At 70.7% G+C, this 25,406-nt stretch carries 27 protein-coding genes; 18 read left to right on the forward strand and 9 right to left on the reverse strand.

Annotated elements, in window-relative coordinates:
* Nucleotides 1-98 precede the first annotated feature (98 nt).
* From paaA to AC4D2O_RS10225, 6 genes are all read left to right on the forward strand, one after another.
* Nucleotides 99-1,079: a 1,2-phenylacetyl-CoA epoxidase subunit PaaA gene (gene paaA / locus AC4D2O_RS10200; RefSeq protein ID WP_490906918.1), complete on the forward strand. Its 981-nt coding sequence runs from the start codon at nucleotides 99-101 to the stop codon at nucleotides 1,077-1,079.
* Between the two features lies 1 nt (nucleotide 1,080).
* Nucleotides 1,081-1,428, forward strand: a complete 348-nt coding sequence (gene paaB / locus AC4D2O_RS10205) for a 1,2-phenylacetyl-CoA epoxidase subunit PaaB (protein ID WP_490906921.1) — start codon at nucleotides 1,081-1,083, stop codon at nucleotides 1,426-1,428.
* Entirely contained in the window at nucleotides 1,425-2,249 is an 825-nt protein-coding gene (paaC, locus tag AC4D2O_RS10210) for a 1,2-phenylacetyl-CoA epoxidase subunit PaaC (RefSeq protein ID WP_490906923.1), read from the forward strand. Before paaB ends, paaC begins: the two co-directional genes overlap by 4 nt.
* Nucleotides 2,249-2,755: a 1,2-phenylacetyl-CoA epoxidase subunit PaaD gene (paaD, locus tag AC4D2O_RS10215; protein WP_490906925.1), complete on the forward strand. Its 507-nt coding sequence runs from the start codon at nucleotides 2,249-2,251 to the stop codon at nucleotides 2,753-2,755. Before paaC ends, paaD begins: the two co-directional genes overlap by 1 nt.
* Complete coding sequence (gene paaE, locus AC4D2O_RS10220; protein WP_490906928.1) at nucleotides 2,755-3,885, forward strand: 1,2-phenylacetyl-CoA epoxidase subunit PaaE; 1,131 nt, start codon at nucleotides 2,755-2,757, stop codon at nucleotides 3,883-3,885. The genes paaD and paaE overlap by 1 nt, the downstream gene beginning before the upstream one ends.
* A 63-nt stretch (nucleotides 3,886-3,948) precedes the next feature.
* Complete coding sequence (locus AC4D2O_RS10225) at nucleotides 3,949-4,725, forward strand: enoyl-CoA hydratase/isomerase family protein (protein ID WP_490907494.1); 777 nt, start codon at nucleotides 3,949-3,951, stop codon at nucleotides 4,723-4,725.
* 152 nt (nucleotides 4,726-4,877) lie between these two features.
* Here the strand turns inward: AC4D2O_RS10225 and AC4D2O_RS10230 are convergent, their stop codons facing one another.
* Nucleotides 4,878-5,480, reverse strand: coding sequence for a CE1759 family FMN reductase (locus tag AC4D2O_RS10230; RefSeq protein WP_490906930.1), 603 nt, complete (start codon nucleotides 5,478-5,480; stop codon nucleotides 4,878-4,880).
* Nucleotides 5,481-5,599: 119 nt separating this feature from the next.
* Nucleotides 5,600-6,043 (reverse strand): Lrp/AsnC family transcriptional regulator, encoded by a 444-nt coding sequence (locus tag AC4D2O_RS10235; RefSeq protein WP_334210860.1) that lies wholly within the window; start codon nucleotides 6,041-6,043, stop codon nucleotides 5,600-5,602.
* 241 nt (nucleotides 6,044-6,284) lie between these two features.
* On the opposite strand from AC4D2O_RS10235, the gene pdhA reads away from it, so the two are divergent.
* Genes pdhA through AC4D2O_RS10250 form a run of 3 tightly spaced genes read left to right on the forward strand, consistent with a single transcriptional unit; the run spans nucleotide 6,285 to nucleotide 10,248 of the window.
* The gene (gene pdhA / locus AC4D2O_RS10240; RefSeq protein ID WP_490907495.1) at nucleotides 6,285-7,448 is read left to right on the forward strand and encodes a pyruvate dehydrogenase (acetyl-transferring) E1 component subunit alpha; all 1,164 of its coding nucleotides are present in this window, start codon (nucleotides 6,285-6,287) and stop codon (nucleotides 7,446-7,448) included.
* Nucleotides 7,445-8,527 (forward strand): alpha-ketoacid dehydrogenase subunit beta, encoded by a 1,083-nt coding sequence (locus AC4D2O_RS10245; RefSeq protein WP_490906932.1) that lies wholly within the window; start codon nucleotides 7,445-7,447, stop codon nucleotides 8,525-8,527. The genes pdhA and AC4D2O_RS10245 overlap by 4 nt, the downstream gene beginning before the upstream one ends.
* Complete coding sequence (locus AC4D2O_RS10250; protein ID WP_490906933.1) at nucleotides 8,524-10,248, forward strand: dihydrolipoamide acetyltransferase family protein; 1,725 nt, start codon at nucleotides 8,524-8,526, stop codon at nucleotides 10,246-10,248. The genes AC4D2O_RS10245 and AC4D2O_RS10250 overlap by 4 nt, the downstream gene beginning before the upstream one ends.
* Nucleotides 10,249-10,326: 78 nt before the next feature.
* On the opposite strand, the gene AC4D2O_RS10255 is transcribed toward AC4D2O_RS10250, so the two are convergent.
* From AC4D2O_RS10255 to AC4D2O_RS10275, 5 genes are all read right to left on the reverse strand, one after another.
* On the reverse strand, nucleotides 10,327-10,599 hold the full coding sequence (locus AC4D2O_RS10255) for a hypothetical protein (RefSeq protein WP_490906936.1): 273 nt from the start codon (nucleotides 10,597-10,599) through the stop codon (nucleotides 10,327-10,329).
* Nucleotides 10,600-10,710: 111 nt separating this feature from the next.
* Nucleotides 10,711-11,325, reverse strand: a complete 615-nt coding sequence (locus AC4D2O_RS10260) for a GNAT family N-acetyltransferase (RefSeq protein ID WP_490906938.1) — start codon at nucleotides 11,323-11,325, stop codon at nucleotides 10,711-10,713.
* Between the two features lie 223 nt (nucleotides 11,326-11,548).
* Entirely contained in the window at nucleotides 11,549-12,370 is an 822-nt protein-coding gene (locus tag AC4D2O_RS10265) for an EamA family transporter (RefSeq protein WP_490907496.1), read from the reverse strand.
* 47 nt (nucleotides 12,371-12,417) lie between these two features.
* On the reverse strand, nucleotides 12,418-13,158 hold the full coding sequence (locus AC4D2O_RS10270) for a B3/B4 domain-containing protein (protein ID WP_490906941.1): 741 nt from the start codon (nucleotides 13,156-13,158) through the stop codon (nucleotides 12,418-12,420).
* The gene (locus AC4D2O_RS10275; RefSeq protein WP_490906944.1) at nucleotides 13,151-13,753 is read right to left on the reverse strand and encodes a helix-turn-helix domain-containing protein; all 603 of its coding nucleotides are present in this window, start codon (nucleotides 13,751-13,753) and stop codon (nucleotides 13,151-13,153) included. Before AC4D2O_RS10275 ends, AC4D2O_RS10270 begins: the two co-directional genes overlap by 8 nt.
* An 861-nt stretch (nucleotides 13,754-14,614) precedes the next feature.
* On the opposite strand from AC4D2O_RS10275, the gene AC4D2O_RS10280 reads away from it, so the two are divergent.
* Nucleotides 14,615-15,388, forward strand: coding sequence for a hypothetical protein (locus AC4D2O_RS10280; protein ID WP_490906946.1), 774 nt, complete (start codon nucleotides 14,615-14,617; stop codon nucleotides 15,386-15,388).
* A gap of 209 nt (nucleotides 15,389-15,597) precedes the next feature.
* Nucleotides 15,598-18,135 carry an excinuclease ABC subunit UvrA gene (gene uvrA / locus AC4D2O_RS10285; RefSeq protein WP_490907497.1) on the forward strand — a complete coding sequence of 846 codons (2,538 nt, stop codon included), beginning with the start codon at nucleotides 15,598-15,600 and terminating at the stop codon, nucleotides 18,133-18,135.
* Nucleotides 18,136-18,206: 71 nt separating this feature from the next.
* On the opposite strand, the gene yczR is transcribed toward uvrA, so the two are convergent.
* Nucleotides 18,207-19,616, reverse strand: coding sequence for a MocR-like transcription factor YczR (gene yczR, locus AC4D2O_RS10290; RefSeq protein ID WP_490906948.1), 1,410 nt, complete (start codon nucleotides 19,614-19,616; stop codon nucleotides 18,207-18,209).
* Between the two features lie 61 nt (nucleotides 19,617-19,677).
* On the opposite strand from yczR, the gene yczE reads away from it, so the two are divergent.
* From yczE to AC4D2O_RS10320, 6 genes are all read left to right on the forward strand, one after another.
* Nucleotides 19,678-20,298: a membrane protein YczE gene (gene yczE, locus AC4D2O_RS10295; protein WP_490906949.1), complete on the forward strand. Its 621-nt coding sequence runs from the start codon at nucleotides 19,678-19,680 to the stop codon at nucleotides 20,296-20,298.
* A 154-nt stretch (nucleotides 20,299-20,452) separates the two neighbouring features.
* Entirely contained in the window at nucleotides 20,453-21,313 is an 861-nt protein-coding gene (locus tag AC4D2O_RS10300) for an MBL fold metallo-hydrolase (RefSeq protein ID WP_490906950.1), read from the forward strand.
* A gap of 138 nt (nucleotides 21,314-21,451) precedes the next feature.
* Entirely contained in the window at nucleotides 21,452-21,694 is a 243-nt protein-coding gene (locus tag AC4D2O_RS10305) for a hypothetical protein (RefSeq protein WP_490906951.1), read from the forward strand.
* A 31-nt stretch (nucleotides 21,695-21,725) separates the two neighbouring features.
* The gene (locus AC4D2O_RS10310; RefSeq protein WP_490906952.1) at nucleotides 21,726-22,124 is read left to right on the forward strand and encodes a hypothetical protein; all 399 of its coding nucleotides are present in this window, start codon (nucleotides 21,726-21,728) and stop codon (nucleotides 22,122-22,124) included.
* Entirely contained in the window at nucleotides 22,051-22,506 is a 456-nt protein-coding gene (locus AC4D2O_RS10315) for an HAD hydrolase-like protein (protein ID WP_490906953.1), read from the forward strand. Before AC4D2O_RS10310 ends, AC4D2O_RS10315 begins: the two co-directional genes overlap by 74 nt.
* A gap of 3 nt (nucleotides 22,507-22,509) precedes the next feature.
* Nucleotides 22,510-22,698 carry a hypothetical protein gene (locus AC4D2O_RS10320; protein WP_490906954.1) on the forward strand — a complete coding sequence of 63 codons (189 nt, stop codon included), beginning with the start codon at nucleotides 22,510-22,512 and terminating at the stop codon, nucleotides 22,696-22,698.
* 82 nt (nucleotides 22,699-22,780) lie between these two features.
* Here AC4D2O_RS10320 and AC4D2O_RS10325 read toward each other — a convergent pair whose 3' ends face one another.
* On the reverse strand, nucleotides 22,781-24,058 hold the full coding sequence (locus tag AC4D2O_RS10325) for an FAD-binding protein (protein ID WP_490906956.1): 1,278 nt from the start codon (nucleotides 24,056-24,058) through the stop codon (nucleotides 22,781-22,783).
* Between the two features lie 167 nt (nucleotides 24,059-24,225).
* Between AC4D2O_RS10325 and AC4D2O_RS10330 the strand changes: the two genes are divergently transcribed.
* On the forward strand, nucleotides 24,226-25,242 hold the full coding sequence (locus tag AC4D2O_RS10330; RefSeq protein WP_490906958.1) for a LacI family DNA-binding transcriptional regulator: 1,017 nt from the start codon (nucleotides 24,226-24,228) through the stop codon (nucleotides 25,240-25,242).
* Nucleotides 25,243-25,406: the final 164 nt, after the last annotated feature.

Below are 25,406 nucleotides of genomic sequence, written 5' to 3' on the forward strand. Positions count from 1 at the left end.
TTCGGTCGGCCGGCCGTTGACCCTCCCCGGAAACGCTCCCTATACTGAACGAACGGTCGGTAAATAAACCGCAGGCCGAGACGAGGGAGCCAGGCACCATGACGACGACAGTGACGACCCCGGAAGGCCGTGCGGACCACGACGCCGACGGCGAGCGGCTCTTCGACGAACTCATCGCCCGGGACTCCCGGATCGAGCCCCGCGACTGGATGCCGGCGGACTACCGCAGATCGCTGACCCGCCAGATCTCGCAGCATGCGCACTCCGAGATCATCGGCATGCAGCCCGAGGCCAACTGGATCACGCGGGCGCCGTCCCTCAAGCGCAAGGCCGTCCTCATGGCCAAGGTGCAGGACGAGGCGGGCCACGGCCTGTACCTCTACTCGGCCGCCGAGACCCTCGGTACGCCGCGCGACACGATGACCGAGGACCTGATCGCCGGCAAGGCCCGCTACTCGAGCATCTTCAACTACCCGGTCCTGACGTGGGCGGACATCGGTGCGATCGGCTGGCTGGTCGACGGCGCCGCGATCTGCAACCAGGTGCCGCTCTGCCGTGCCTCGTACGGACCCTACGGGCGCGCGATGGTCCGCATCTGCAAGGAGGAGTCCTTCCATCAGCGGCAGGGATTCGAGATCCTGCTCGAGCTCGCCAACGGCACCCCCGAGCAGCGTGCCATGGCGCAGGACGCCGTCGACCGCTGGTACGCGCCGTCGCTCATGATGTTCGGTCCGCCGGACGAGGAGTCACCGAATTCGCAGAAGTCGATGGAGTGGAAGATCAAGCGCTTCTCGAACGACGAGCTGCGCTCGCGCTTCGTCGGCATGGTGGTCGAGCAGATCAGGGTCCTCGGACTCGAGTTGCCGGACGAGGACGTCCGCTACGACGAGGAGACCGGACGCTGGGAGCACGGTCCGCTGGACTGGAACGAGTTCAAGGAGGTCCTCGCCGGTCGCGGACCCTGCAACGCACAGCGCCTCGAGCGGCGCCGTGAGGCCCACGAGGAGGGTGCCTGGGTGCGCGAGGCCGCGGCCGCCTACGCCGCGAAGCGGGCCGTCGCGACGGCGAAGGCGGCCTAGGGTGACCGGAGGATCGACGACGGGTGACGACGGCGCGACGGCACCGTCCACGGGCCCGCAGGAGGCACGCGCCGCCTGGCCGCTGTGGGAGGTCTTCGTGCGGTCCTCGCGCGGCCTCTCGCACGTCCACGCCGGATCGCTGCATGCACCCGACGCCGAGATGGCCGTCCGCAATGCGCGGGACCTCTACACGCGGCGCAACGAGGGCGTGAGCCTCTGGGTGGTCCCGGCGTCGTCCATCGTCACCAGCGACCCCGATGCGAAGGACACCTTCTTCGAATCGCCGCAGGGCAAGGACTACCGGCACGCCACGTACTACACGAAGAGCGAGGGGGTGAAGCACCTGTGAGCGAGGCCAACGCCAGCGCCACCCGCATCACCCCGGGCAACGCGCTGCGTCCCGAGGACATCGCGCTGCTCGAGACCCGACCCGCCGACGCCGTCGCGCAGTACGCACTGGGGCTGGGCGACGACGCCCTGATCCTCGCGCAGCGCCTCGGCTGGTGGATCTCGCGCGCCCCGGAGCTCGAGGAGGACGTCGCCCTCGCGAACATCGCCCTCGACCAGATCGGCCACGCCCGGTCCTTCCTGACGTACGCCGGACGGGCGTGGGACAAGACCGAGGACGACCTCGCCTACTTCCGGCGGGAGTCCGAGTTCCGCTCCGTGCACCTCGTGGAGCAGCCCAACGGCGACTTCGCGCGGACCATCGCGCGGCAGCTCGTCGTGGCCCTCTACCAGTGGGAGCTGTACTCGCGGCTCGCCGACTCCAGCGACCCGACGCTCGCCGCGATCGCAGCGAAGGCGGTCAAGGAGGTCGACTACCACCGCGACCACAGCATCCAGTGGGTGCTCCGGCTCGCGCTCGGTACCGAGGAGTCGCGCCGGCGCATGATCGCCGGGCTCACGCTCACCTGGCCCTATGTGGAGGAGCTGTTCGCCGACTACCCGCTCATCGACGGGCTCGGTGACGCCGGCGTGCGCCCCGGCAGCCTCAGGGCGCCCTTCGACGCAGCGGTGCAGGCCGTCCTCGGCGAGGCCGAGCTCGAACTCCCGGCCGTGCCCGGCGCTGTCGGCGGGGGCCGCCTCGGCCGCCACAGCGAGCACCTCGGCTACATCCTCGCCGAGATGCAGGTGCTCGCCCGCGAACATCCGGGAGCGTCGTGGTGATGGTCGCCGACCTGCGCCCCGTGGCCGGGACCGACGCCGCCGTCTGGGACGTGGCGGCCACCATCTGCGACCCGGAGATCCCCGTGCTCACCATCGAGGACCTGGGCATCCTCCGCGACGCCCGCGTGACGGAGTCGGGGCAGGTCCGGGTGACCATCACGCCCACCTACTCGGGCTGCCCCGCGATGGACGCCATCCGCGACGACGTGACGGCGGCACTCCACCGCGCGGGGTACGACGACGTCGCCGTCCGGCTCACGCTCTCGCCGGCCTGGACCACCGACTGGATGAGCGACGACGGCAAGGCCAAGCTCGCCGAGTACGGCATCGCCCCGCCCACGGGGAAGGCCGCCGCCGGTCCCGTGCGGATCGGGCTCAGCGTCAAGTGCCCCCAGTGCTCCTCCCTGGACACCCGCGAGATGACACGGTTCGGCTCCACCTCCTGCAAGGCGCTCTACGTCTGCAACGCCTGCATGGAACCCTTCGACTACTTCAAGGTGCACTGATGGCCGTCGTCCTGGCCCCCTCGACCAAACGGCGAAGCGCCTTCCACAGCCTCACCGTCCGCAGCGTCCGGCGCCTCACGGAGGACGCCGTCGAGGTGACGCTCGACGTGCCCGCCGGCCTACAGGACAAGTACGACTACCTCCCCGGGCAGTACGTCGCGCTGCGCACCACGCTCGAGATCGACGGCGAGCCGAAGGAGGTGCGGCGGAGCTACTCGATCTGCGCCGATCCGCGTCCCGGTGAACTCCGCGTCGCGGTCAAGCGAGATCTCGGCGGGGTCTTCTCCACCTGGGCCAACGAGTCCCTGAAGGCCGGGGACACCCTCGACGTGATGAGCCCGCTCGGCCAGTTCACGTCCCGCACGACGCCGGGGCAGCAGGCCGTCTCCTTCGTCGCCGTCGCTGCCGGGTCCGGCATCACCCCGGTCATCTCGATCGCCAGGGCCATGCTCGCGGGTGGTCCGAACGTCCGGTTCGACCTCGTCTACGCCAACCGGGCCGCCATGGACGTCATGTTCCTGGAGGAGCTCGCGGACCTGAAGGACCGCTACCCCTCCCGTTTCGCCGTGCACCACGTCCTGTCCCGCGAGCAGCGCATCTCGCCGCTGCTCTCGGGCCGGATCGACGCCGGGAAGCTCGAGCAGCTGCTCGGCACGGTCATCGCGACCGACCGCGTGGACGAGTGGTTCCTCTGCGGACCGTTCGAGCTCGTGCAGCTGTGCCGGGACTTCCTGGCCACGCGGGGCGTACCCGCGGACTCGGTACGGTTCGAGCTGTTCACCACCGGTGAGCCGGCCCGGCCCGAAGGAAGCATCGGCCGGCCGGTCGTGGCCGACGCCGCCGGCGAGAACTACACCATCTCCTTCAACCTCGACGGCCTCCAGGGGTCCGTGCAGAGCCCGACGCATGCGCGCGAATCGATCCTCAACGCCGCGCTGCGGGTGCGCCCGGACGTGCCGTTCGCCTGCGCCGGGGGAGTGTGCGGGACCTGCCGTGCGAAGGTCGTCGAGGGGTCCGTGGCGATGGAGGAGAACTACGCCCTGGAACCCGACGAGGTGGCGGCCGGGTTCGTCCTCACCTGCCAGGCCCACCCGACCAGCGACGCCGTCGCGGTCGACTACGACGCCTAGGAGCGCCCCATGTCCGCACAATCCGAGATCCCGGCGTCGTCGAGCGCCGATGCTGTCACCGGCATGGTCCGGCTGGGCATCGCGGACGGTATCGCCGAGGTGGTCCTGGCCGCCCCGTACCGGCTCAACGCCGTGGACGAGCAGGCGCTGACCGATCTCGCCGCGGTGTACGCCGAAGCGGCTGCCGGTGTCCGCGAGGGGACCGTCCGGGCCCTCGTGCTGCGCGGCGAGGGCCGGGCGTTCTGTGCCGGCCGGGACCTCGGCTCCATCGCGCCGGGGTCCGACGACGCCTACGGCTTCCTCGATACCGCGCTGACACCCCTGCTGCGGACGATGGCGGACTTCCCCGCGCCCACCTTCGCCGCCGCCCAGGGCGCGTGCCTCGGCGTCGGACTCGGCCTGCTCCTCGCGACGGACGTCGTGTACGTGGCGGAGGACGCCAAGATCGGCTCGCCCTTCGCGAACCTGGGCCTCGTCCTCGACTCGGGCGGGCACTGGCTGTTCACCGAGCGGCTGGGCCCGCACCGCGCCCTCGACCTCATGTACACGGGGGACCTCATGAGCGGTGCCGAGGCCGTCGCGGGAGGCCTGTTCAGCCGGGCCGTCCCCGCCGCGGACCTGGTCGACTTCACGAGGTCGAAGGCCGTGCGCGCTGCAAGCGGTCCGCTGCAGGCGTTCGTCGCCTCGAAGCAGCTCGTCGGCCGGATCCGGGACGAGCGCCTCGGCCTGTGGGATGCCATCCGGGGGGAGAACGACGTCCAGGGCGTGCTCGGTGCCTCGGACGACTACCGCGAGGGCCTGGAGGCGTTCAGGGAGAAGCGGCCGCCGCGTTTCCACTGACGGCCGGCAGGCTCCGCAGCGTCCGGTGTCCGGCGGACGCTGCGAATCCTGCGGGTCGTCCATCCCGCTCCTATGCGCGCACCCGGTGATACTTCCCGGGCCGGCCGACGGCGACCGGGTCAGGACCCGGTCGCCGTCGACCGTCCCAGGCATCAGCCCGCGAGCGCGAGTGCCGCGCTGCTGCCCAGGGCCCGCGCGAGTTCGTCCGCCGCTCGGCGTGCACGCTCGTGCAGGGCCTGTGCATCCGCCTCGACCGCCCAGTCGGACGCCGTCGCGAAGACGGCCGTCGGCACCACTGGTGCGCGCAGGTAGGAGAACAGCGGTCGCAGTGCATGATCCAGCACCAGCGCGTGGCGGAGACTGCCGCCCGTCGCGCCGATGATCGTCGGGGTCCCGGTGATCGCCGTGGGCTCGAGCAGGTCGATGAACGCCTTGAACATCCCGCTGTAGGAGGCTGCGAAGACAGGCGTGACGACCACGAGCGCGTCGGCCGCACCCACCGTCGCGAGGGCTTCTTCGAGGCGGGCGCTGACAGGGCCGGTGAAGGCCGCGGCGATGTCGCCGAACAGGTCGCGGAGCTCGATCACCGGGGGGTCCACCTGCGTGCCGGCCGGGGCGAGGGCGGCTGCCACCTCGTCGGCGAGCAGGTCGGCCAGCAGCCTGCTGGACGACGGCGTGCTCACCCCTGCCGCCACCACCACGAGCCCGACCCTCTCCGGCGTGGTCTGTACCGGCCCAGTTCCATAGCTTTGCATGTTCTGGTGAACGCGATGGCACGGCCCGCCATTCCCCGGCCGAGACCGGGGCGTGGGGAGGACCTCCAGCTCCGCAGGGCCCGCAGGGAAGTACGCGGTGCTCCCCGGCCGGGGGTGCTTCAGCGCGTGTCGAGGTCCTCGAAGACGAGGAAGGTCTGGGTGTCCAGCACTCCCGGCATCGACTGGAGCTGGTCGAAGATCACGCGCCGCAGTCCTACGTTGTCCTCGGCCCGTACCAGGAGGATCACGTCGAAGTCACCGCCCACGAGCGCGATGTGGTGGATCTCCGGGACGTTCCGGAGCTTCTCCCTGAGCTCCCGCCACGAGTGCTGCCGCACCTTCAGGGTCACGTAGGCGGAGGACCGCAGGCCGGCCTTCGTCGGGTCGATGATCGCGGTGAAGCGCGTCAGGACCCCGTCCTCGGTGAGCCTCGCGATGCGCGAGTACGCGTGCGCGCGGGAGATATGCACCCGCTCGGCCACGGAGGTGACGGACTGCCGGCCGTCCCTCGTCAGCTCGGCGAGGATCTTCCGGTCGACGTCGTCGAGGGTTCCGTCCGCCACGTGTCAACGCTCCTTCACGTAATCCAGCTCACACTGCCAATTCGTCCAAAGAATACCGCCTATCGATCGTCATCATCCAGAGTCCTGCAACTTCGTGGATACAAAAGAGGCCGCTGACCATACTTGATCTACACAGCATCCAGCGCCGGAGCTACCGCTCCCAGTTGGAAGAGGCGTCGCTCCTGCGGCGCGTGATGGAGGCGGAATGAGTACGGCAACGAACAAGGGACGTGGAAGCCTGATGGGCGGAGTGCCCACCGGAGCGCCCGGCGGAACACCGTCGGCGCACGCACTGCTTCCCTCGGCCGAGCCCGTGCAGCTGGTCGACCAGGACGGGCAGCCGACCGACGACGGGCGCTACCCGATGCCGGACGGCGAGCGGATGCTGGATGCCTACGGTCGCCTGGTCACAGGGCGCCGCATCAACGACCAGGCCAATGCGCTCGTGCGCCAGGGGCGTCTCGCGGTCTACCCGTCGTCGCACGGGCAGGAGGCGTGCCAGGTCGCGGCCGCCGTCGTGCTGGGCAGGGAGGACTGGCTGTTCCCCACCTACCGCGACACGGTCGCCGTCATCACGCGCGGCGTCGACCCCCTCGAGGTGCTCACCCTGCTGCGCGGGGACTGGCACGCGGGCTACGACCCGTACGAGCACCGTGTCGCCACCCAGGCCACGCCGCTCGCCACGCAACTGCTGCACGCGGTCGGCGTCGCCCATGCCGCGAAGCTGCGCGGCGAGTCCACCGTGGTCCTGGCGATGTGCGGCGACGGTGCGACGAGCGAGGGGGATTTCCACGAGGCCCTGAACTTCGCCGCCGTCTTCCACGTCCCCGTGGTCTTCTTCATCCAGAACAACGAGTTCGCGATCTCGGTGCCGCTGAAGAACCAGACGGTGGCTCCCTCCCTGGCGCACAAGGCCATCGGTTACGGCATGCCGGGCGAGCGTGTGGACGGCAACGACCTCGCGGCACTCCTCGCCGTGCTCGGCGCCGCGGTGGACAGGGCGCGCGACGGTGGCGGGCCCTCGCTGGTCGAGGCACACACCTACCGCATGCAGGCGCACACCAACGCCGACGACGCCACCCGCTACCGTTCCGCCGAGGACGTCGAGCGGTGGGTGCCGAGGGACCCGATCGTGCGGATGCGCTCCTACCTGCGGGCACTGAACTTGCTGACGGAGGAGGGCGAGCGGGTGTTCGCCGACGGGGCGGACGCTGTCGCCGCGGCGATCCGCAGCGGACTCAATACGGAGGTCGACGTGAATCCGGCAGAACTCTTCGAATACGTCTATACGGAGAAGACGTCGCAGCTGCGTGAGCAGGCTGCGCTGTTGCGCGAGGAACTGGCTCGGGACGCGGACGCGGCAGCGGCCGGGACCGACGGTTCGACGGGAGGGGACCAGCGATGACGCAGACAGCACTCGGCGCTCCTGCGCCGGTCACCGACGGCAGTCCCGGGACCGGTGCGGGCCCCGCTCCCCGGGCCACGACGTTCGCGAAGGCCCTCAACGCCGCGCTCGCCGACGCGATGCAGGCCGACGCCGCCGTCCTGATGTTCGGCGAGGACGTCGGCACGCTGGGTGGCGTCTTCCGCATCACCGACGGCCTCACCGCGCGCTTCGGTGAGGAGCGCTGCTTCGACACGCCGCTCGCCGAGGCCGGCATCATGGGCATGGCCGTGGGCATGGCGATGAACGGCATGAAGCCCGTCGTCGAGATGCAGTTCGACGCGTTCGCCTACCCGGCCTTCGAACAGGTGGTCAGCCACGTCGCGAAGATGCCGAACCGGACGAAGGGCAAGGTGCGCCTGCCGATCGTCATCCGTATCCCCTATGCCGGTGGGATCGGCGGGGTGGAGCACCACTGCGACTCCTCCGAGGCCTACTACGCCCATACGCCCGGCCTGACGGTGCTCGCCCCGGCCACGGTCCGCGACGCCTACTTCATGCTGCGCGAGGCCATCGCCTCGCCCGATCCCGTGGTGTTCCTCGAGCCCAAGAAGCTGTACTGGTCGAAGGAGGAGGTGGACCTCGCCGAGCTCCGCCGCACCTTCGACGACGGCCAGGCGCCGCGGCGCATCGGCCGCGCCGTCGTCGCCCGCCCGGGCACCGACGCGACCCTCATCAGCTACGGGCCGTCCGTCCCCACGGCGCTCGCCGCAGCTGCGGCGGCTGCCGAGGAGGGCCGTTCGATCGAGGTCATCGATCTGCGCTCCATCGTCCCGTTCGACGATGAGACCGTCTGTGCGAGTGTCCGCAGGACCGGCCGCGTCGTCGTCGTGGCCGAGGCCCCCGGCTTCGCGTCGGTGGCGTCCGAGATCGTGGCCCGCGTGCAGGAGCGCTGCTTCCACTCGCTCGCCGCACCGGTGCTCCGCGTGACCGGCTTCGACATCCCCTACCCGTCGCCGAAGCTGGAGCACTTCTACCTGCCGAGCGTCGACCGCATCCTCGACGCCGTCGACGCCCTCCAGTGGGAGGACCGGCCGTGAGCGCGCCGACCATCGCGTCGGGGCTCCTCGTGTTCGCCCTGCCCGACCTCGGTGAAGGCCTCACCGAGGCGGAGCTCGTGTCATGGCTCGTGGCCGAGGGTGACTCCATCGTCGTCGACCAGCCCGTCGCCGAGGTGGAGACCGCCAAGTCCGTGGTCGAGGTGCCGTCGCCCTTCGCCGGCACCGTCGCCGTGCTGCACGGTCGGCCGGGCGAGGTGCTCGACGTCGGGGCACCGTTCCTGTCCGTCCGACCGGAGGGCGTCGAGCCCGCACCCGGAGGCGCCGTGTCCGGCGTTCCCGCCGCAGTCTCCGCCCCGACGGCGCAGGGGAACCCGGCGGCTGTCGCTGGATCGCCGTCTGCTACTGGATCGCCGTCTGCTACTGAGGCGCCGTCCGTCGCTGCGGCGGCAGCGGCACTGCGCGGGGATGCCGGCGTCCCGACGGCGGCCACGCAGGGCGGCGGCGAGGGACCGGCCGAGGCCGAGGGTTCCGGCAACGTCCTCATCGGTTACGGGACGCCCGGCGCGCTCGCGGGCGGGCGGCGGCGCCCCCGGCGGGGAGCGCCACCTTGCTCCGGAGCGACGCCGGTGGACGCCGATGCTCCGGCCACTACACGTGCCACTGCTCCGGCCACTGCTCCGGCCGCTGCTCCGGCGACTCCTTCCGCGCCCGGGGTGGCCGGTGGGTCCCAGCCCATCGACGCCCCTGGAGTCGAACGGGCCACGGCATCGGCTGACGCTCCGGTCGCCGCGCCCCTGTGCGTGTCGCCGCTCGTCCGCAAACTCGCCCGCGACCACGGTCTGCGCCTCGACGACATCCGAGGATCGGGGGAGAAGGGGCTGATCCTGCGCCGCGACGTCGAGCAGGCCATCGCGGAACCGAGGACGTCGCCTGCCGCCAGGCAGCCGCCGTCGGACGGGGGTCCTGAAGGCAGCGGCACGCAGGCAGCCGGCCGACCGGCCGACCCTGTCGACCCGGTCGACCCGGTCGACCCTGTCGACCCCCGATCAGGGCTCGCGGTCCTCGACCGCACGCCCCTGCGCGGTGTGCGCCGGACGATCGCCGATGCGATGTCCCGCAGCCGGCGTGAGATCCCGGAAGCGACCGTGTGGGTGGACGTGGACGTGACGGCCCTCGTCGAGCTGCGGGAGGGGATGAAGCGGAGGACGCCCGACGCCGTGCCCGGCATACTGGCCTTCGTGGCACGCTTCGTCGTCGCCGGTCTCGCCCGCTACCCGGAACTGAACACCAGGATCGCCACGCGGGACGACGGCAGCCTGGAGATCGTGCGCGTCGAGGGCGTCAACCTCGGCATCGCCGCGCAGACAGACCGGGGGCTCGTGGTCCCCAGCGTGCGCCGAGCGGACACGCTGTCGGCGCGCGAACTCGATGCCGAGATCCGCCGCCTGGCCGCCCTCGCCCGCAGTGGCAGGGCGACGCCGTCGGACCTGTCCTCCGGCACCTTCACACTGAACAACTACGGGGTCTTCGGCGTGGACGGCAGTGCGGCGATCATCAACTACCCGGAGTCGGCGATCCTCGGCATGGGCCGGATCATCGACCGTCCGTGGGTGGTCGACGGTCAGCTCGCGGTGCGGAAGGTGACCGAGCTGACGCTCGCCTTCGACCACCGCGTGTGCGACGGCGGCACGGCCGGAGGCTTCCTGCGCTTCGTCGCGGATGCGATGGAGAATCCCGGGGGCATGCTCGCCGACCTGTAGTCGTCGGACCCGTCGTCCGCCACTGTCGCGTCCGCCACTGTCGCGTCCGCCACTGTCGTGTCTGCCGGGGCCCGGCTGCTACTCGTCGGGGTCGCGCAGCAGCCCCCGCTGGGCGAGGTCAGCGTCCGGTGACGACTCCTCGGGCAGGGGATCCGTCGCAGGCGGCACGTCCTCGGACACGTAGTCCTTGAGGCCGACGGCCACTTCCTCCCGCTCGGTGGCGAGGGCGAGGGCATCGTCGTCGACATGGTCGTCGGACTTCCCGTGGGTCTGGCGTGAGGGGCGGGGCAGGGCGTCGTTGTCGGGATTGAGATCGTCGAGGGTGGGGAACTCTTCGTTGATATCAGCCATCCTCCCATCCTAGGAAAGCACCGCGCGGGGGTCCACCGGGGTACCGGGCAGTGTTCGGCTTCCGCAGGCAGGCCCGGCGGCCTATGGTCCGGCGGCTTATGGTCCGGCGGCTTATGTTCCGGTGGCCGTGGCGGATGCCTGAGCGCTGCCGGGTAGGGCCGGCGTGGTCCGCTCGCGGACACTGGCGTACAGCAGCATGTCCCGTCGCTCGCCGCCGATCTCCTGGTAGGACCTCAGCAGACCCTCGCAGACGTAGCCGGCCCGCTCCGCCGTCCTGATGGATGCCGTGTTCCACGGCTCGATGAAGAGCTCGATCCGGTGGATCGCCGGAAGGGACCAGGCGAACCCGGTCACGGCCCGCACGGCGTCGGCCGCCAGGCCTCGGCCGCGAAAGGACGGGGCCATCGCGTAGCCGACCGTCGCGCGGCCCGCTCTGGACTCCCGTAACCGGAGGCCCACGAAGCCCACGCACCGCCCCTGGGCGGTATCGACGACGGCGAAGGAGAATCCCGTACCCTCCGTGTGGCGTGCCCGCTGCCGCTCCACCCACAATTCGGCCTGCTCGGCCGTGGCACGGGGAGGGAGGGTGCCGATCATCGGCACGTACGGATCCTGTGAGAGCTTCCTGGCAGTATCGGCGTCGTCCCGGCGGAACTGCCGCAACTCGACGCCGCCGTGGGTCGGGGCGAGCAGGGGCCACGGGGGAACAGCGCCGCCGCTACCCATCGCCGGGGGTCCGCAAGGGGTCCGCCTCTCGGGCCGGGTGCGGCGCTATGACCTGCGGAAGGGCCCGGACCATCATCAGCCGCCGCTGTTGCGGGGCGAATGACTGGGTCATGTCCCTGACCCTTCCGAGCCGGAGATCCCCGACCTCACGCCAGCCGCCCTCCGTCGTCGACCTGACGGTCATCCTGCCCATCCCACCAACCTACCGGGCGCGGCGCTCGCGTCAGCTCCGTGCCGCGGTCTCGACAGGGGCAGGCCGGCGGCCGCGGCGTTGGGCGCCCGCGCCGGCCAGGACCACGAGGAGGATCCCGAGGACCTGGAACGGGGATGGTTGCTGGTGGAGGATGACCAGCCCCAGCAGGAGACCCAGGGCGGGTTCCAGCGCCATGAGCGTCCCGAACGCGGCAGCCGTCATCCGCCGCAGCGCCAGCATCTCGAGCGCGAAGGGCAGGACCGGGAGCAGCACGGCGAGGCCGGCCGCGGCCCCGAGGACGGGAAGGGTCACGTGCCCTGCCGCCTGCGGGATGCCGACGACGGCGGCGGTGACGGCGGCGACGGGAATCGTCAGGGACAGCGAGGAGATCCCGGTGAAACGGTCGCCGATGCGCTGCGTCAGCATGATGTAGACCCCCCAGCCCACGGCGGCGAGTGCCGCGTACAGGACCCCCTCCAGGTTCACCTCACCGTGCCACGGCTCGGTGAGGAGCACCACCCCGCACAGCGCGAGGCCGGGCCAGGCCAGCGCCGGCAGGGAGTGGCTGCGGAGGGCCGCGACGGTGAGCGGACCGAGGAACTCGATGGCGACAGCCGTTCCGAGTGGGATGTGCTCGAGCGCGGAGAGGAAGCCGACCGTCATGAGTCCGGTGGTGACGCCCAGCCCGAGCAGCACGGGCACATCGGTCCGCCGGATCCGGGACAGGGGTGGTCGGGCGATGATCAGGAAGATCACTGCGCCCATCGTCAGTCGGAGCCATGCGGTACCGGCAGCACCCACCTCGGCGATGAGACCCACCGAGAGTGCCGAGCCCAGCTGCACCGACAGCATCGCGGTGACAGCGAACCCCCACGGCGGGACCGTGCGTGCCGCCCCCGTCACGGGGTGCTCCCGGTCGGGTCGGTCTGCCGGCGGCCGAGGACGCGTCGGGCGACGGTGACGTCGGGTCCGAGGCGGAGCAGGTGGCCCGCGAGGTCGTCGGCGGCCGCGGTGAGGTCGTCGTCGGTGCTGGGTGCGAGGGCGTCGAGGATGAACAGTGCCGTCGTGGTGTCGTCGGTCAACCGGGTGCGGCGGCCCTGGCGCCAGTTCCAGCGGCGGCAGGTGACGCCCTCGTCGTCGCGCCAGACGACCTCGCCCGGCTCGGGGTGCTCGACGACGGGCTGGCCGTTGCTCGAGGTGTCGAACGCCTCCTCTCCGGTGGCGCGGACGAGGGCGGGAGCACCACGGTATCGGCCGAGGTCCTCGCCGCCGAGCGGAATCAGGTGGAGCACCGACACGGCGTTGTAGATGTCGGTCAGCCGGTTGACGCGCGGCAGGCCCGAGGGGGCGCGGCGCAGGAGGGCTTCGAGGCTGTTGCGGGTGCGGTTCGGTCTGGCACCGAAGGCCTGGTACGCATCACGCCATGCCGCCACGGCCGGCAGGTCGGCCACCGGCCGGTCGACGGCGAGGATCGCGGCTTCGGCCGCCTGCAGCAGTGCTTCGCTCTTCGCGTCGCCCGGTCCCGGGACGAGTCCGTCGACGGCGATCAGCAGCGCCCGGTAGTCAGGGCGCAGCGTGAGGACGGCGTCGTCGACCCGGGCGGTGTCGAGGAAGTCGCGCAGGGGAGCGGCGTCACGCATGGGACACCTCCTGACGGGTGGATCCGACACCCGGTTCGAAGACGGCGAGGGAGAATCGGGCCGCCTCTGCGCCCCGGTTGCTGTAGGAGTGCGCCACATCTCCGGGGAACGTCATCGCGTCCCCCTCCGTCAGGGAGACCGTGTCCTCCCCGACGGAGACCGTGACGCTGCCGGACCGGACGTGCAGGAGTTCCTTCGTCCCGGCCGCGTGGGCCTCGCTCGCATGGTGGTCGCCGGGTTCGAGGATCCAGTCCCACAGCTCCACGACGTCGGGTGACTGCGTGCCGGCGACCAGGATCCCCCGACCCCCGAGTTCTCCCGTCCACAGTGCGGCGCCGTCGCCGTTACGCGTGACGGCCAACGACCGGGACCGCGGGGGTTCGACCAGTGCGGGCAGGCCGACGCCGAGGGCGTCGCTGATCCTCAGCAGTGTGCCCACGCTCGGATTCACGGCGCCCTGCTCGACGTTGACGACCATGCGACGGCTCACGCCGGCTGCGTCGGCGAGCTGATCGAGTGTCCAGCGCCGGCCCTGACGTTCGAGCCGCACGCGTTCGCCGATCGCTGTTGCAAGTCCTGTCGCGTTCTCATCCATAAGTGCAGTATAGTGCACTTGAAGTGCATTGTGCGAGGAGGAGGTTCGACAGGGGTTCCGGGCCACGCACTCCTCTACGGGGCTCGTCCGCTCCCGGTGTGCGCACGTGGTGAAGATCATGGGTTCCGGGCGGCCCGGATGCGCCCATACTGGAGACATCAGATCGGGCTCATCCTGGTGATGCGGACGATCCTGTCGAAGGGACACACCTCGCGGTGTGCCCGCCGGGCATCTCCTCGGGCCGTCAAGCAGCCGGCGGTCCGAGGAACGTCCCCTCCCGCGAGGACTCCGCCCGCTTCTCCAGTATCGCGTGGGTGCCGGCCAGGCGCGGCCCGCGCGGCCGCCGGGAATCGGGTTGCGGTCGCCCCCTACCTGCCCGACCGGACCCCTGCCGACCGGTGACGCCCCTTCCCCGCGGCTGTGCCACGGAAATCTTGATGGGAAGCACCGGGTGGGCGTGAATCGCGGCGGTGCATAGTGGAAGCACCCTGAAAGATGTCCCCGACCCGTTCGCGGGACTCTGCCGGATACACCGACGAGCCTCGTGCACGAACGTGGGAGTCTTTCCGTCCGTCAAGCAGCCGGCGCATGGGAAGACGTCGGCGGCACGTCCACGACCGGCGCTCCGGACGAGAACCCAGGGATTGTAAAGACCACCGGCCTGAACGGCAACCGCTGTCGCGATCAGCGACCGCAGGTGGAGGATGGGGAACGAGGAAGCTGCGCCGCTGCGGGATCCCGATCGGGATCCGCTTGCTGGGAAGTGCACGCACGCGACGAAGCGCTCGAGCAATACCCGCGGGTTCGACTCCGGGCCCGTTCTCACCACGCAGTGATCGCACAGTGAAGGATACAAATCCCATGAACAAGATGCGCCTCCTCGCAGTACCCGCCCTCGCCATCAGCGCCGTCGCTCTGGCAGGGTCCCCGGCGGTGGCCGCCGATGGCAGCTACTCGTCGACCCTCGGTCAGCTCAACGGCACCACCGGCACCGGCACCGTCACCCTCGACGTCGTGGGCGACCAGGCCACGATCAACCTCCAGGTGTCCGGCCTCGCCGAGACGTTCCAGGGTGCCCCGTACCCGCACGTGCAGCACATCCACGGCGGAGCCACCGGTACCTGTCCCACGCCCGCGAACGACGCCAACGCCGATGGCATCGTCAGCGTCACCGAGAGCGCCCCCGTCTACGGTGGCATCCTGGCGACGGTGACGACGTCTGGCCCCACGAGCCCTGCGGAGGCCCTGAACCTCCAGCTGGGTGGGCAGGGTGGGAACTACGCCATCCAGCGCACCTTCACCGTCGACGCCGCCACCCTGGCGGAACTCGAAGCGGGCAGGGCCGTGTTCAACGTGCATGGCCTCGACCCCGCCACGACGCCGTCGACGCCCGAGGCGTTCAACGCGCCCAGCGATCTCGACCCGTCACTGCCCCTGGGTGCTACGTCGACCGCGCTGTGCGGCACCCTCGTGAAGACCCAGATGGGCGCGATGCCGTCCGGCGGGGCGGGCACGGGCGCCACGGTGGAGCCCTCCTCCAGCCAGGCCGGCATGATCGCCCTCGGCGGGGGCCTGGTGCTCGCGGCTGCGGTCGGTGGCACGTACGCGGTGCGCCGGAACCACGCGAAGGCCTGACACCGGGTGCCGCACGTCCGGTCCGCCCTGCCGCTCCCCCCGGGGTCCGGCAGGGCGGACCGACGCGACGCACAGCGGCCGCCGTGCGCACCCCGGGTGTGCGCGGCGGCCGCTGTCCTGTCTTCCGAGGCCACCGCGCCTCCCGTCCTCCCCGCCCCGTGTCCTCCCCACGCTCCGACGACCGTAGGGTGGGGTTGGTGATCGAACCGATGAACAGCCTCCCCTCGGACACGAGTACCCGCGACGGTTTCGTCCGGGTCCGGGGTGCAAGCGAGAACAACCTGCGCGGCGTCGACGTCGACTTCCCACGGGACGCCGTCGTCGCCTTCACGGGTGTGTCCGGCTCGGGGAAGTCCTCGCTGGCCTTCGGCACCATCTACGCGGAGGCCCAGCGCCGGTACCTCGAATCGGTCGCACCCTACGCGCGCAGGCTCCTCCAGCAGGGGAACATGCCGCACGTCGCCTCCATCACCGGGCTCCCTCCCGCCGTCGCCCTGCAGCAGCGCCGCGGGACCCCGAGTGTGCGCTCCACCGTGGGCACCCTGACCACGCTCTCCAACTCGCTCCGGATGCTGTACTCACGTGCCGGGACCTATCCCGCGGACACCCCAGACAGGCTGGAGTCCGACGCCTTCTCGCCCAACACCGCTGCCGGTGCATGCCCGCGCTGCCATGGCCTCGGGGTGGCGCGCGACGTCACCGAGAAGACGCTCGTCCCGGACCCGTCCCTGACCATCCGCGAGGGCGCCATCGCCGCCTGGCCCGGCGCCTGGCAGGGCAAGAACCTGCGCGACGTCGTCAGCGAGCTCGGCTACGACATCGACGTCCCATGGCGCGAGCTCCTGGAGGAGGCGCGCACGTGGCTCCTCTTCACGGAGGAGCAGCCGGTGGTGCAGGTGACGCCGCAACGCGACCGCGTGGCCAAACCCTACAAGGGGCGGTTCTGGAGTGCGAAGAGCTATGTCATGCACACCCTGCACGACTCCCAGAGCCAGCAGATGCGTGACCGCGTGCTGCCGTTCATGGAATCCGGCCCCTGCGGACTGTGCGGCGGCAGCGGGCTGCGGCCCGAAGCGCTCGCCGTGACGTTCGGCGGGCTCTCGATCTTCGAGACCAACGCCCTGCCGCTGGAGGACCTGGCCGCGCACCTGGAACCTGCTGCGACGCTCGAGCATCCCACCGCCGCGTACCGCTCCTCCACCTCGGGTGAGGGCACGGAGGTGTCGGTCACGATCAGCAGGGACCTGGTCCAGCGGCTCGGTGTCCTGGTGGATCTCGGACTCGGGTACCTCAGCCTCAGCCGGGCGACGCCCACCCTCTCACCGGGCGAGATGCAGCGCCTGCGGATCGCGACGCAGCTGCGGTCCGGCCTCTTCGGCGTCGTCTACGTGCTCGACGAACCGTCCGCGGGCCTGCACCCGGCCGACGTCGAGCCGCTCCTGGCCGTCCTCGAAGCTCTCAAGGACGCCGGGAACACGGTGTTCGTGGTGGAGCACAACATGGACGTCGTGCGGCGCTCGGACTGGATCGTCGACGTCGGTCCTGCGGCGGGGGAGGGTGGCGGCACCATCGTCTACAGCGGACCCGCCGACGGGCTCGCCGATGTCCCCGGGTCCGTCACGGCTCCCTTCCTCACCCGGACCGCACCCGACGGTGCTGCGTCGCGGGAACCGCGTGAGCCCGCCGGCTGGCTGCGCCTCGAAGGGATCCACCGCCACAACCTGCGGGGGCTCGACGCCGACGTCCCGGTGGGGGTCCTGACCGCCGTGACCGGCGTCTCGGGCTCGGGGAAGTCCACGCTGGTCGGCAAGGTGCTCGCTGAGACGGTCGGTGCCCGGGTGCGGGACGAGACGCCGAGCGACAGCGGGACGGCCGACGACGACGACGCGGCGGCCACCGTCGTGGGGCGCCTCGACGGTATCGAGGACATCGACCGCCTCGTCAGCGTGGACCAGAAGCCGATCGGGCGGACGCCACGCTCGAACCTCGCCACCTACACAGGGCTGTTCGACGCGGTCCGGAAGGCCTTCGCCGCGACCCCCGAGGCGAGGTCGAAGGGCTTCGGTGCGGGCCGCTTCTCCTTCAACGTGCAGGGCGGCCGGTGCGAGACCTGCCAGGGCGAGGGCTTCGTCGCGGTGGAGCTCCTGTTCCTCCCCGGGAGCTACGGTCCCTGCCCGGTGTGCCACGGCGCACGGTACAACGAGGAGACGCTGACCGTGCCGCTCCGGGGGCGCACCATCGCGGACGTCCTCGCGATGACGGTCGACGACGCCGCCCCGTTCTTCGCGGATCTCCCCGGCGTGGCGCGTTCGCTCGCCACACTCAGGGAGGTGGGACTGGGCTACCTGCGCCTCGGGCAGCCAGCCACCGAGCTGTCGGGAGGCGAGGCCCAGCGCATCAAGCTCGCGACCGAACTGCAGCGAGCCCGGCGCGGGCACACCCTGTACCTGCTGGACGAACCGACCACGGGCCTGCATCCCGCGGACGTCGTCCTGCTGCTCGGGCAGCTGCGCAAACTCGTGGAGGCCGGCAACACGGTCGTCGTCGTCGAGCACACCATGGCGGTCGTGGCAGCGGCCGACTGGGTGATCGACCTGGGCCCCGGCGGCGGGTCTGCGGGCGGGAGCATCGTCGCGACCGGCACGCCCCGGGACGTGGCGGCGCTCGATGCCGGGACCAGCGTCACGGCCCGCTACCTGGCGGCGCATCTGGAGGCCCGTCCCGACGGCGGCCCTCGGGCGGCTTGACCGGGCGGCCTGACAGGGCAGGGTGACTGCACGAGTGCCTGCTGCACCGGTGCCGGCTGTGCGCGTGCCGGTTACACGAGTGCCGGCGCGAAGTCGGTGCGGGTCGGAGCCCGATCGTCGAGCGACCTCCACGCGGACTCGAGGATCCCGACGGCCAGACGCGTGTCCTCGAGCGGGTAGCTGAACGGGACACGCAGGAAACGCTCGAAGACGCCGTCGATCCCGAAGCGCGGCCCCGCACCCAGCAGCAGCCCGCGGTCGCGGGCGGCAAGCGCCAGCTGTGAGCTGACCGGCGCGCCGAGGTTCACCCAGGTGGAGAGGCCACCCGCCACGTGCGGCACCTCCCACTCCGGCAGCACGCCACGGAGGAGTTCCTCGAGTCGGCTGCGGCCCTCGGCGAGCTGCCGCGCGCGGAACCGCAGCAGCTCGTCGTAGCTGCCGAGCAGGTCGAGGGCGATGAGCTGCTCGAGCACGGGTGTCCCTAGGTCCTGCGCGTACCGGGACTGCACGAGCCGGCGGATCAGACCCTCGTCCGCCCTGATCCAGCCGATCCGAAGCCCGCCCCACACGGTCTTGCCCATCGAGCCGATCAGCACGGCAGGGCCGAACGCGGCGAGGGGTGGCAGGGCGTCGCCGTCGATCCGCAGCTCGGCCATCGTCTCGTCCGCGACGACGACGGTGTCCTGCCGCTGGGCGGCCGCCATCAGTCGTGCGCGCTGGTCGGCGGGCATGACGGCGCCGGTCGGATTGTGGAAGTCCGGCATGACGTAGGCGACGGCCGGGCGCCCCTGCCGGAACGCCTGCTCGAGGCCGTCGTCGTCCCAGCCCCGCGCGGCATCGACGGACACCGGGACGAGGCGACGCCCGGCCGAGCGGAGCGCCTCGTACGCGTGCGGATAGCTGGGCGCCTCGACGAGCGCGGTGCCGGCCGGGGTCAGGAGCATGCGCGCAAGGAGCGAGATGGCGTGCTGTGCACCGAGGGTCACCATGATCTGAGCGGGAGACGTGGGGACGCCGCGTGCCGAGTACCTGTCGGCGAGAGCCTGGCGGAGCCGAGGGAGCCCGAGCGGGTCATAGCCGTCGCCGTTCAGGTAGGCGGGGAGGTCACGGGCCGCCCGGGCGGCCGCCTCGCCCACCTGCGGTGCTGCCGGGAGCGCCGCCTTGCTGAAGTCGAGGACCACGCCGTCGCCGCCGTCGAGGTCCGGCGCGCCCCGCCCGGGCATGGCGACCACGCTGCCCGAGCCCCGTGTGCTCTCCAGGTAACCCGCCGACCGGAGGCGTGCATACGCGGCGGCCACCAGCGTCCTGCTGACACCCAGGTGCGCGGCGAGCTCCCGCTCGGCCGGGAGGCGGGTGCCCAGCGGGATCCGTCCGTCGAGGGTGAGCAGCCTGATGCGGTCCGCCAGGGCGACATAGGCGGGGCCGGACGTACGCCAGGTGCCGAGCTCCAGGGCGAGCCTGCGGGCCGGAAGAACGATCATCAGGCCACGATGACACAATTGGCCTCTTGAAGTAAGTCCAATCAGCCGATCTACTGGATCAATGACCTTCCTCGGTGCCCGGCGTGGCCTGCAGCTCCTCATCGGCCTGTTCCTCTACGGATTCTCGCTCGCCATGATGATCCGTGCCACGCTCGGAGTCTCGCCCTGGGACGTCCTCGGTCAGGGCGGATCGCTGCAGACCGGCATCCCCTTCGGATTCATGACCAACATCATCGGGCTGATCGTGCTGCTGCTCTGGATACCGCTGAGGCAGCGCCCCGGGGTCGGGACCGTCCTCAACGTCCTGCTGGTGGGACCGAGTGCCGAGGTGGGGTTGGCGCTCCTGGCTGAACCGAGCCCGCTCTGGGCGCGGATCCTCCTGTTCACGGGTGGCCTGGTGCTGCTGGCGATCGCGAGCGGGCTCTACATCGGGGCCCGTCTGGGTCCGGGGCCGCGCGACGGTCTCATGACAGGCCTCCACGCCCGGTTCGGCCTGCCGATCTGGCTCGTCCGGACGGCGATCGAGGGGACGGTGCTGGTACTCGGTTGGCTGCTGGGCGGGTCTGTCGGTCTCGGCACCGTGGCTTTCGCGCTGCTCATCGGCCCGCTGATCAACATAGCGCTGCCGATCTTCCGCATCCCGGAGCGTTCCCGCCCGACGCCGGACGTCGTCACCGCCTGACCGGAGTTCGGCTGCCCGGAGCCGCCCACGTCGGAGCCCTGACCGAACCCGGCAACACCGACGCAAGGCACGCGCCGGGACGGTGGACGGTGGGTGATCGGTGGCGCGGGATGCCGACCTAGACTGGAACCCCTGCCGTCAGCGAGAGGAATCCATGAGCACCGACGTCCCCAGCGCCGAGACCCGCAGCCCCTGGCGCGAGCTCGGACCGGGCATCTACGTGCTCCGGACCGGGTTCCGGATGAACGTCGGGCTCGTGGTCGGCACGGAAAAGGCGCTCGTCGTGGACACCGGCGCCGGACCGGTCAGCGCCGCCGAGGTGTACTCCCACGTCCGTGACGTCACGGCGCTGCCGCTGGTCGTCGTCAACACGCACGCCCATGCCGACCACTTCTTCGGGAACGGCTACTTCGCCGCACAGGGCGTCGAGGAGTTCTGGGCGACGTCGCGGTGCAGTGCCGTCCAGGCGGAGAACGGCGAGGAGCAGCGGGGGCTGGTCGCCGCCGTCGAGCCGGCAATGGGAGCGGGCGACGGCGCGCACGCTGCCATCCTGCCGGCCAACCGCCTGGTGGACGGCAAGCCCGTGGATCTCGATCTCGGCGGTGTCTCGGTGACGCTGTTCCACCTCGGACGGGGCCACACGGATCACGACCTGCTGATCGGCGCTGGGAACGTCCTCTTCACGGGCGACCTCGTGGAGGAGGGCGCGGACCCGGTCTTCGAGGACTCCTTCCCCATCGACTGGGTGCGGACGCTCGGCAAGATGGCGGCTCTCGAGGACCTCTACGACGTCTTCGTCCCCGGTCACGGGGAGCCGGTCGCGGTCGGTGAGGTCATCACGCAGATGAACAAGATGCGCAGCGCCATCCGTGTGACGAGGACGGCGATGGACGAGGCCTCGGTGGACATGACCAAGGCCATCCCGATCCTGCCGTACGGCCCCGAGCAGTCACGGGCGCTCCTGATCCGCCTGCGCACGCTCGCCCACTGGAGCTGGCTGACACGCAAGCATTAGCACGTCCAGCCGGGATCCGGCCTGTGATCCTGATCGTGCCGCGCGCTGTTGTGGCGGTCCCGGCCGCGTTCCTGCGCTGGAATCACAGACGGACGGGTTAGCAGCGGCCCTTCGAAGGTCTCCTGAAGGAGCCGCTGCGTGGGAACGCCCCGTGCCCACACCCCTGCCCCAGGTCCTCGAGAACCCGAGCACCACACCGCCGACCTGCCGGTGCAGCTCCCTGCCTACAACCCCGCCGACCTGCGACACGGCGTCGTCCACTTCGGGGTCGGCGGATTCCGCCGTGCCCGCCAGGATGTCTACTTCGACGAACTGGCAGGCAGGGGACTCGCTATGGACTGGGGCGTGATCGGTGTCGGCCTGCACACCGCCGGGAGATGAAGGACGTGCTCGAGCAGCAGGAAAATCTCCGGTGATCGAGCGGGGCGCGGAGGAGGATTACGCGCGCGTCATCGGCTCCCTGGTGGAGTACCGGTACGCGCCGGAGGACCCCGAGGCCGTCCTCGCTATGCTCGCGAGCGAGCGCACCCGGCTCGTGACCCTGACCGTGGCCCGCTCCAGTCACCACGTGGATCCCGTACCCGGGGAGTCCCAGGCCGACGACGACGCCATCGCCGAGGACCTCGCGCACCCCGAGCGGCCCGCCACCGTGTTCTGCTACATCGTGGAGGCCCTGCGTCGTCGCCGCGAGCAGGGCGTCGACGGACGTCACGAACCGGCTCGCCGAGGGCGTCGGCGTGCCCGTCCGCTTCGAGCCGGAGGAACTGCGCCAGGCGACGCTCGGGAAGAACTTCCGGCGTGTGGCCGCTGAGCTGACCGAACCGGACAGCGAGTGGCCCGGTCCGGTCCGACAGCTCGGTGACGAGGAACTGGAGCAGTGGATCTCCGAGGAGAAGCACGTGGTGAGCGAGCACCTGCGCACCACCCTCGAGCCCGACACCGAGATCGGTCACGCCCTCCAGGGACTCAGCCGCCACTTCGAGCTCGCCGTGGTCAGCTCGAGCGCCACCTCACGGCTCCAGGCCTCCTTCGAGGCCACGGACCTCGGGCGTTTCTTCCCCGGGAACCGTGTGTCCAGCGCCGAGGCCCCGATGCCGGAGCCCGTCAGCAAGCCCGACCCCGCTGTGTACCTGTTCGCCCTCGAGCAGCTCGGGTGTCCGCTGACGCATCGCTCGCCATCGAGGACTCGGTGACGGGTGCGACGTCGGCGGTTGCAGCCGGGTGCCCCACCCATCGGCAACGTCTGCTTCGTCGCATCCGAGGAGCGCGAGGAACGACGACGCCAGCTCGAGGACGTCGGAGTCGTCGCGGTCGTCGAGTCCTGGTCGGAGTTGCTCGAACTCCTCGCACTGGAGCCCGCCGTCAGCGCCGGCGCAACCGGCTGAGCGCCGGTGGCTCACGCGAGAGGCGACCGGCCGGCTGCGTCCCCGCGGCCGGCCGGTCCCGTGACCGGGGCCGCGGGGACGATCAGCCCGCGGAGTTCCCGAACACCGTCCGGTCGAGGAAGACGTTGCGGAACTTCCCCTCGGGGTCCATGCGTCGGGCGAGCGCCCTGAAATCGTCGAAGCGGGGGTAGAGCGGCGCGAGCTGGGCGGCGTCGGCCGCGAACAGCTTGCCCCAGTGCGGACGTGCCGCGAACGGTGCCAGTGCGGCTTCCAGCTCGGGCAGCAGAGCCTCGACCTCGGGCTGCATCGGCTTCCACGTGAAGTGGAGTCCGATCCCGTCGCGGCGGTAGTTGTTACTGAGCCACAGCTCGTCGGCGGCCATCGACCGCACCTCGGACACCTGCAGCAGGGGGGAGATGCGCGGCGCGAGGGCCCGCATGGCATCGATCGCCGCGACGGCGTGTTCCCGACCCACGAGGTACTCGGTCTGCAGTTCCTCGCCGTTGCTGGGGGTGAAGGCGAGCCGGAAATGTGCGAGCCGCTCCGACCACGGGCCGGGGACACCCAACTGCTGCGTACAGTGGTCGGCCGCCATGCCGGGGACCATATGGAGGGGGCGGTCCGCAGCAGTCCCGCCGTAGAAGGACGACGGCGCAGGGGAGCCGCTGTCGACACGGCTCTTGAGCCAGGCCTGGACGATGGTGTCGCCGGACCAGTCGGTGAACAGGCTGACGCTGTAGGCGGAGGACGTGGCGGAGTCGTAATCCGCCAGCACCGCGTCCCACGGCACGTCCGTGAAGACGTCCTGGCGGACGTCGAACGTCGGCTCGATCCGCAGCGTCACGCGGTGTACGACGCCGAGCGCACCGAGACCCACCACCATGCCGTCGAAGTCGTCGTCGCCCTTGGCCACGCTGAGGACGTCGCCCGACGCGGTGACGAGCTCGAGTCCGACGACGGCGGTGGCAAGGTTCCCGTTCCTGTTCCCGGAACCGTGTGTAGCGGTTGCGATGGCACCGCCGATCGAGATGTGGGGGAGGGACGCCAGGTTGTGCAGGGCGAATCCGCGCTGCTGCAGGTGCGCGGCGAGCACGCCGTACCGGGTGCCTGCGCTGACCGTGATGGTCAGTGCGGCCTCGTCGATGTCGACTGCGGGATCGAGGACATCGAGGGACACGAGGGTCCCGGGGCTGTCGGCGATGTCGTTGAAGGAATGACGCGACCCGAGAGCGCTGACGCGTGTGGCTCCTGCCACCGCCCGCTGGAGGTCGGAGAGTGAGGTCGGATGCTCGATCGTCCAAGCGCGGTACTCGTAGTTGCCCGCCCAGTTGAGCCTGTCCCGTACCTGTTCCTCGATCATGGTGGTCCTTGTCTGGCCGGTGTCGCGCCGGTGGGATGAGGAGGGGCTCGACGCTGAGCAGAGAGGCCGCAGCAACCCCTCCGGTAGGGTGCCCGCTCATCCTACAACGTTGTAGACTCACCTCACGCGTGAGGTGCAGGGCATCACGGCAGGACCGAGGGAGCGGCATGGCGGCCACACTGAAGGACGTTGCGCTGGCAGCCGGCGTCTCCATCAAGACCGTCTCGAACGTCATCAACGACTACGAGCACATCCGCGCGGAGACGAAGCAGCGCGTCATGGAAGCGATCTCGGAGCTCGGCTACAGCCCCAACCTGTCGGCGCGCAGCCTCCGCTCGGGCAGGACGGGCGTGATCGGGCTCGCCGTTCCCGAACTGTCGCTGAGCTACTTCGCGGAACTGGCCGATTCGATCATCAAGGCCGCCGAGCGGCGCGGGCTCAAGGTCCTGATCGAGCAGACCGGCGGTGATCGCGACCACGAACTCGAGATCCTCTCGAGCCCCAGGCTCCAGATGACCGACGGGCTCCTCTTCAGCGCGCTCGGGATGTCCAACGAGGACGCGCACCACCTCAACGTGAACTTCCCGCTGGTCCTCCTCGGCGAGCGGATCTTCAAGGGCCCCACGGATCACGTGACCATGAGCAACGTGGATTCCGCCCGCGCGGCGACCGCGCACCTCATCTCCAAGGGGCGGCGGCGCATCGCCGTCGTGGGCGGACACCGGGGCGAGGTCATCGGCTCGGCCGGGCTGCGCCTGCGCGGCTACCAGCAGGCGCTCGAGGAGGCCGGCATCGCGTTCGACCCGGCCCTCGTCGGCTACACGACGTTCTGGCACCGGGCCAACGGCGCGACGTCCATGCGGGAACTGCTCGAGTCGGGCGTGGAGTTCGACGCCATGTTCGGCATGAACGACACCCTGGCGCTCGGCGCCATGCGTGTCCTGCAGGAGGCGGGCCTCCGCATCCCCGACGACGTCGCAGTGATCGGCTTCGACGACCTCGACGAGGGCCGGTACTCCCTGCCGACGCTGTCCACCATCGATCCAGGCAGGGACGAGATCGCCGACACCGCCGTCCGTGTGCTGCAGGAGCGGATCTCGCGGCGCGACGGCGATGTGCCTCCCCGCGAGTTCGAGGCGCGCTACCAGGTCATCGAGCGTGAATCCTCGGCGCTGCCCGGGTGATTCCCCGCCGTCGCACGTAACGGTTCGGCCGCTACGCGGGATTACGTCCGTGCGCGCTTGACAGTGACCCGCCTCACTCTGCATGCTACTTCTACATCGTTTACCTACAACGATGTAAATGACGGAACCGAGACCTGCTCCGGCCCTCGAACCTGAGGTCCAGG

The organism is Arthrobacter sp. TJ-238 (assembly GCF_058269215.1).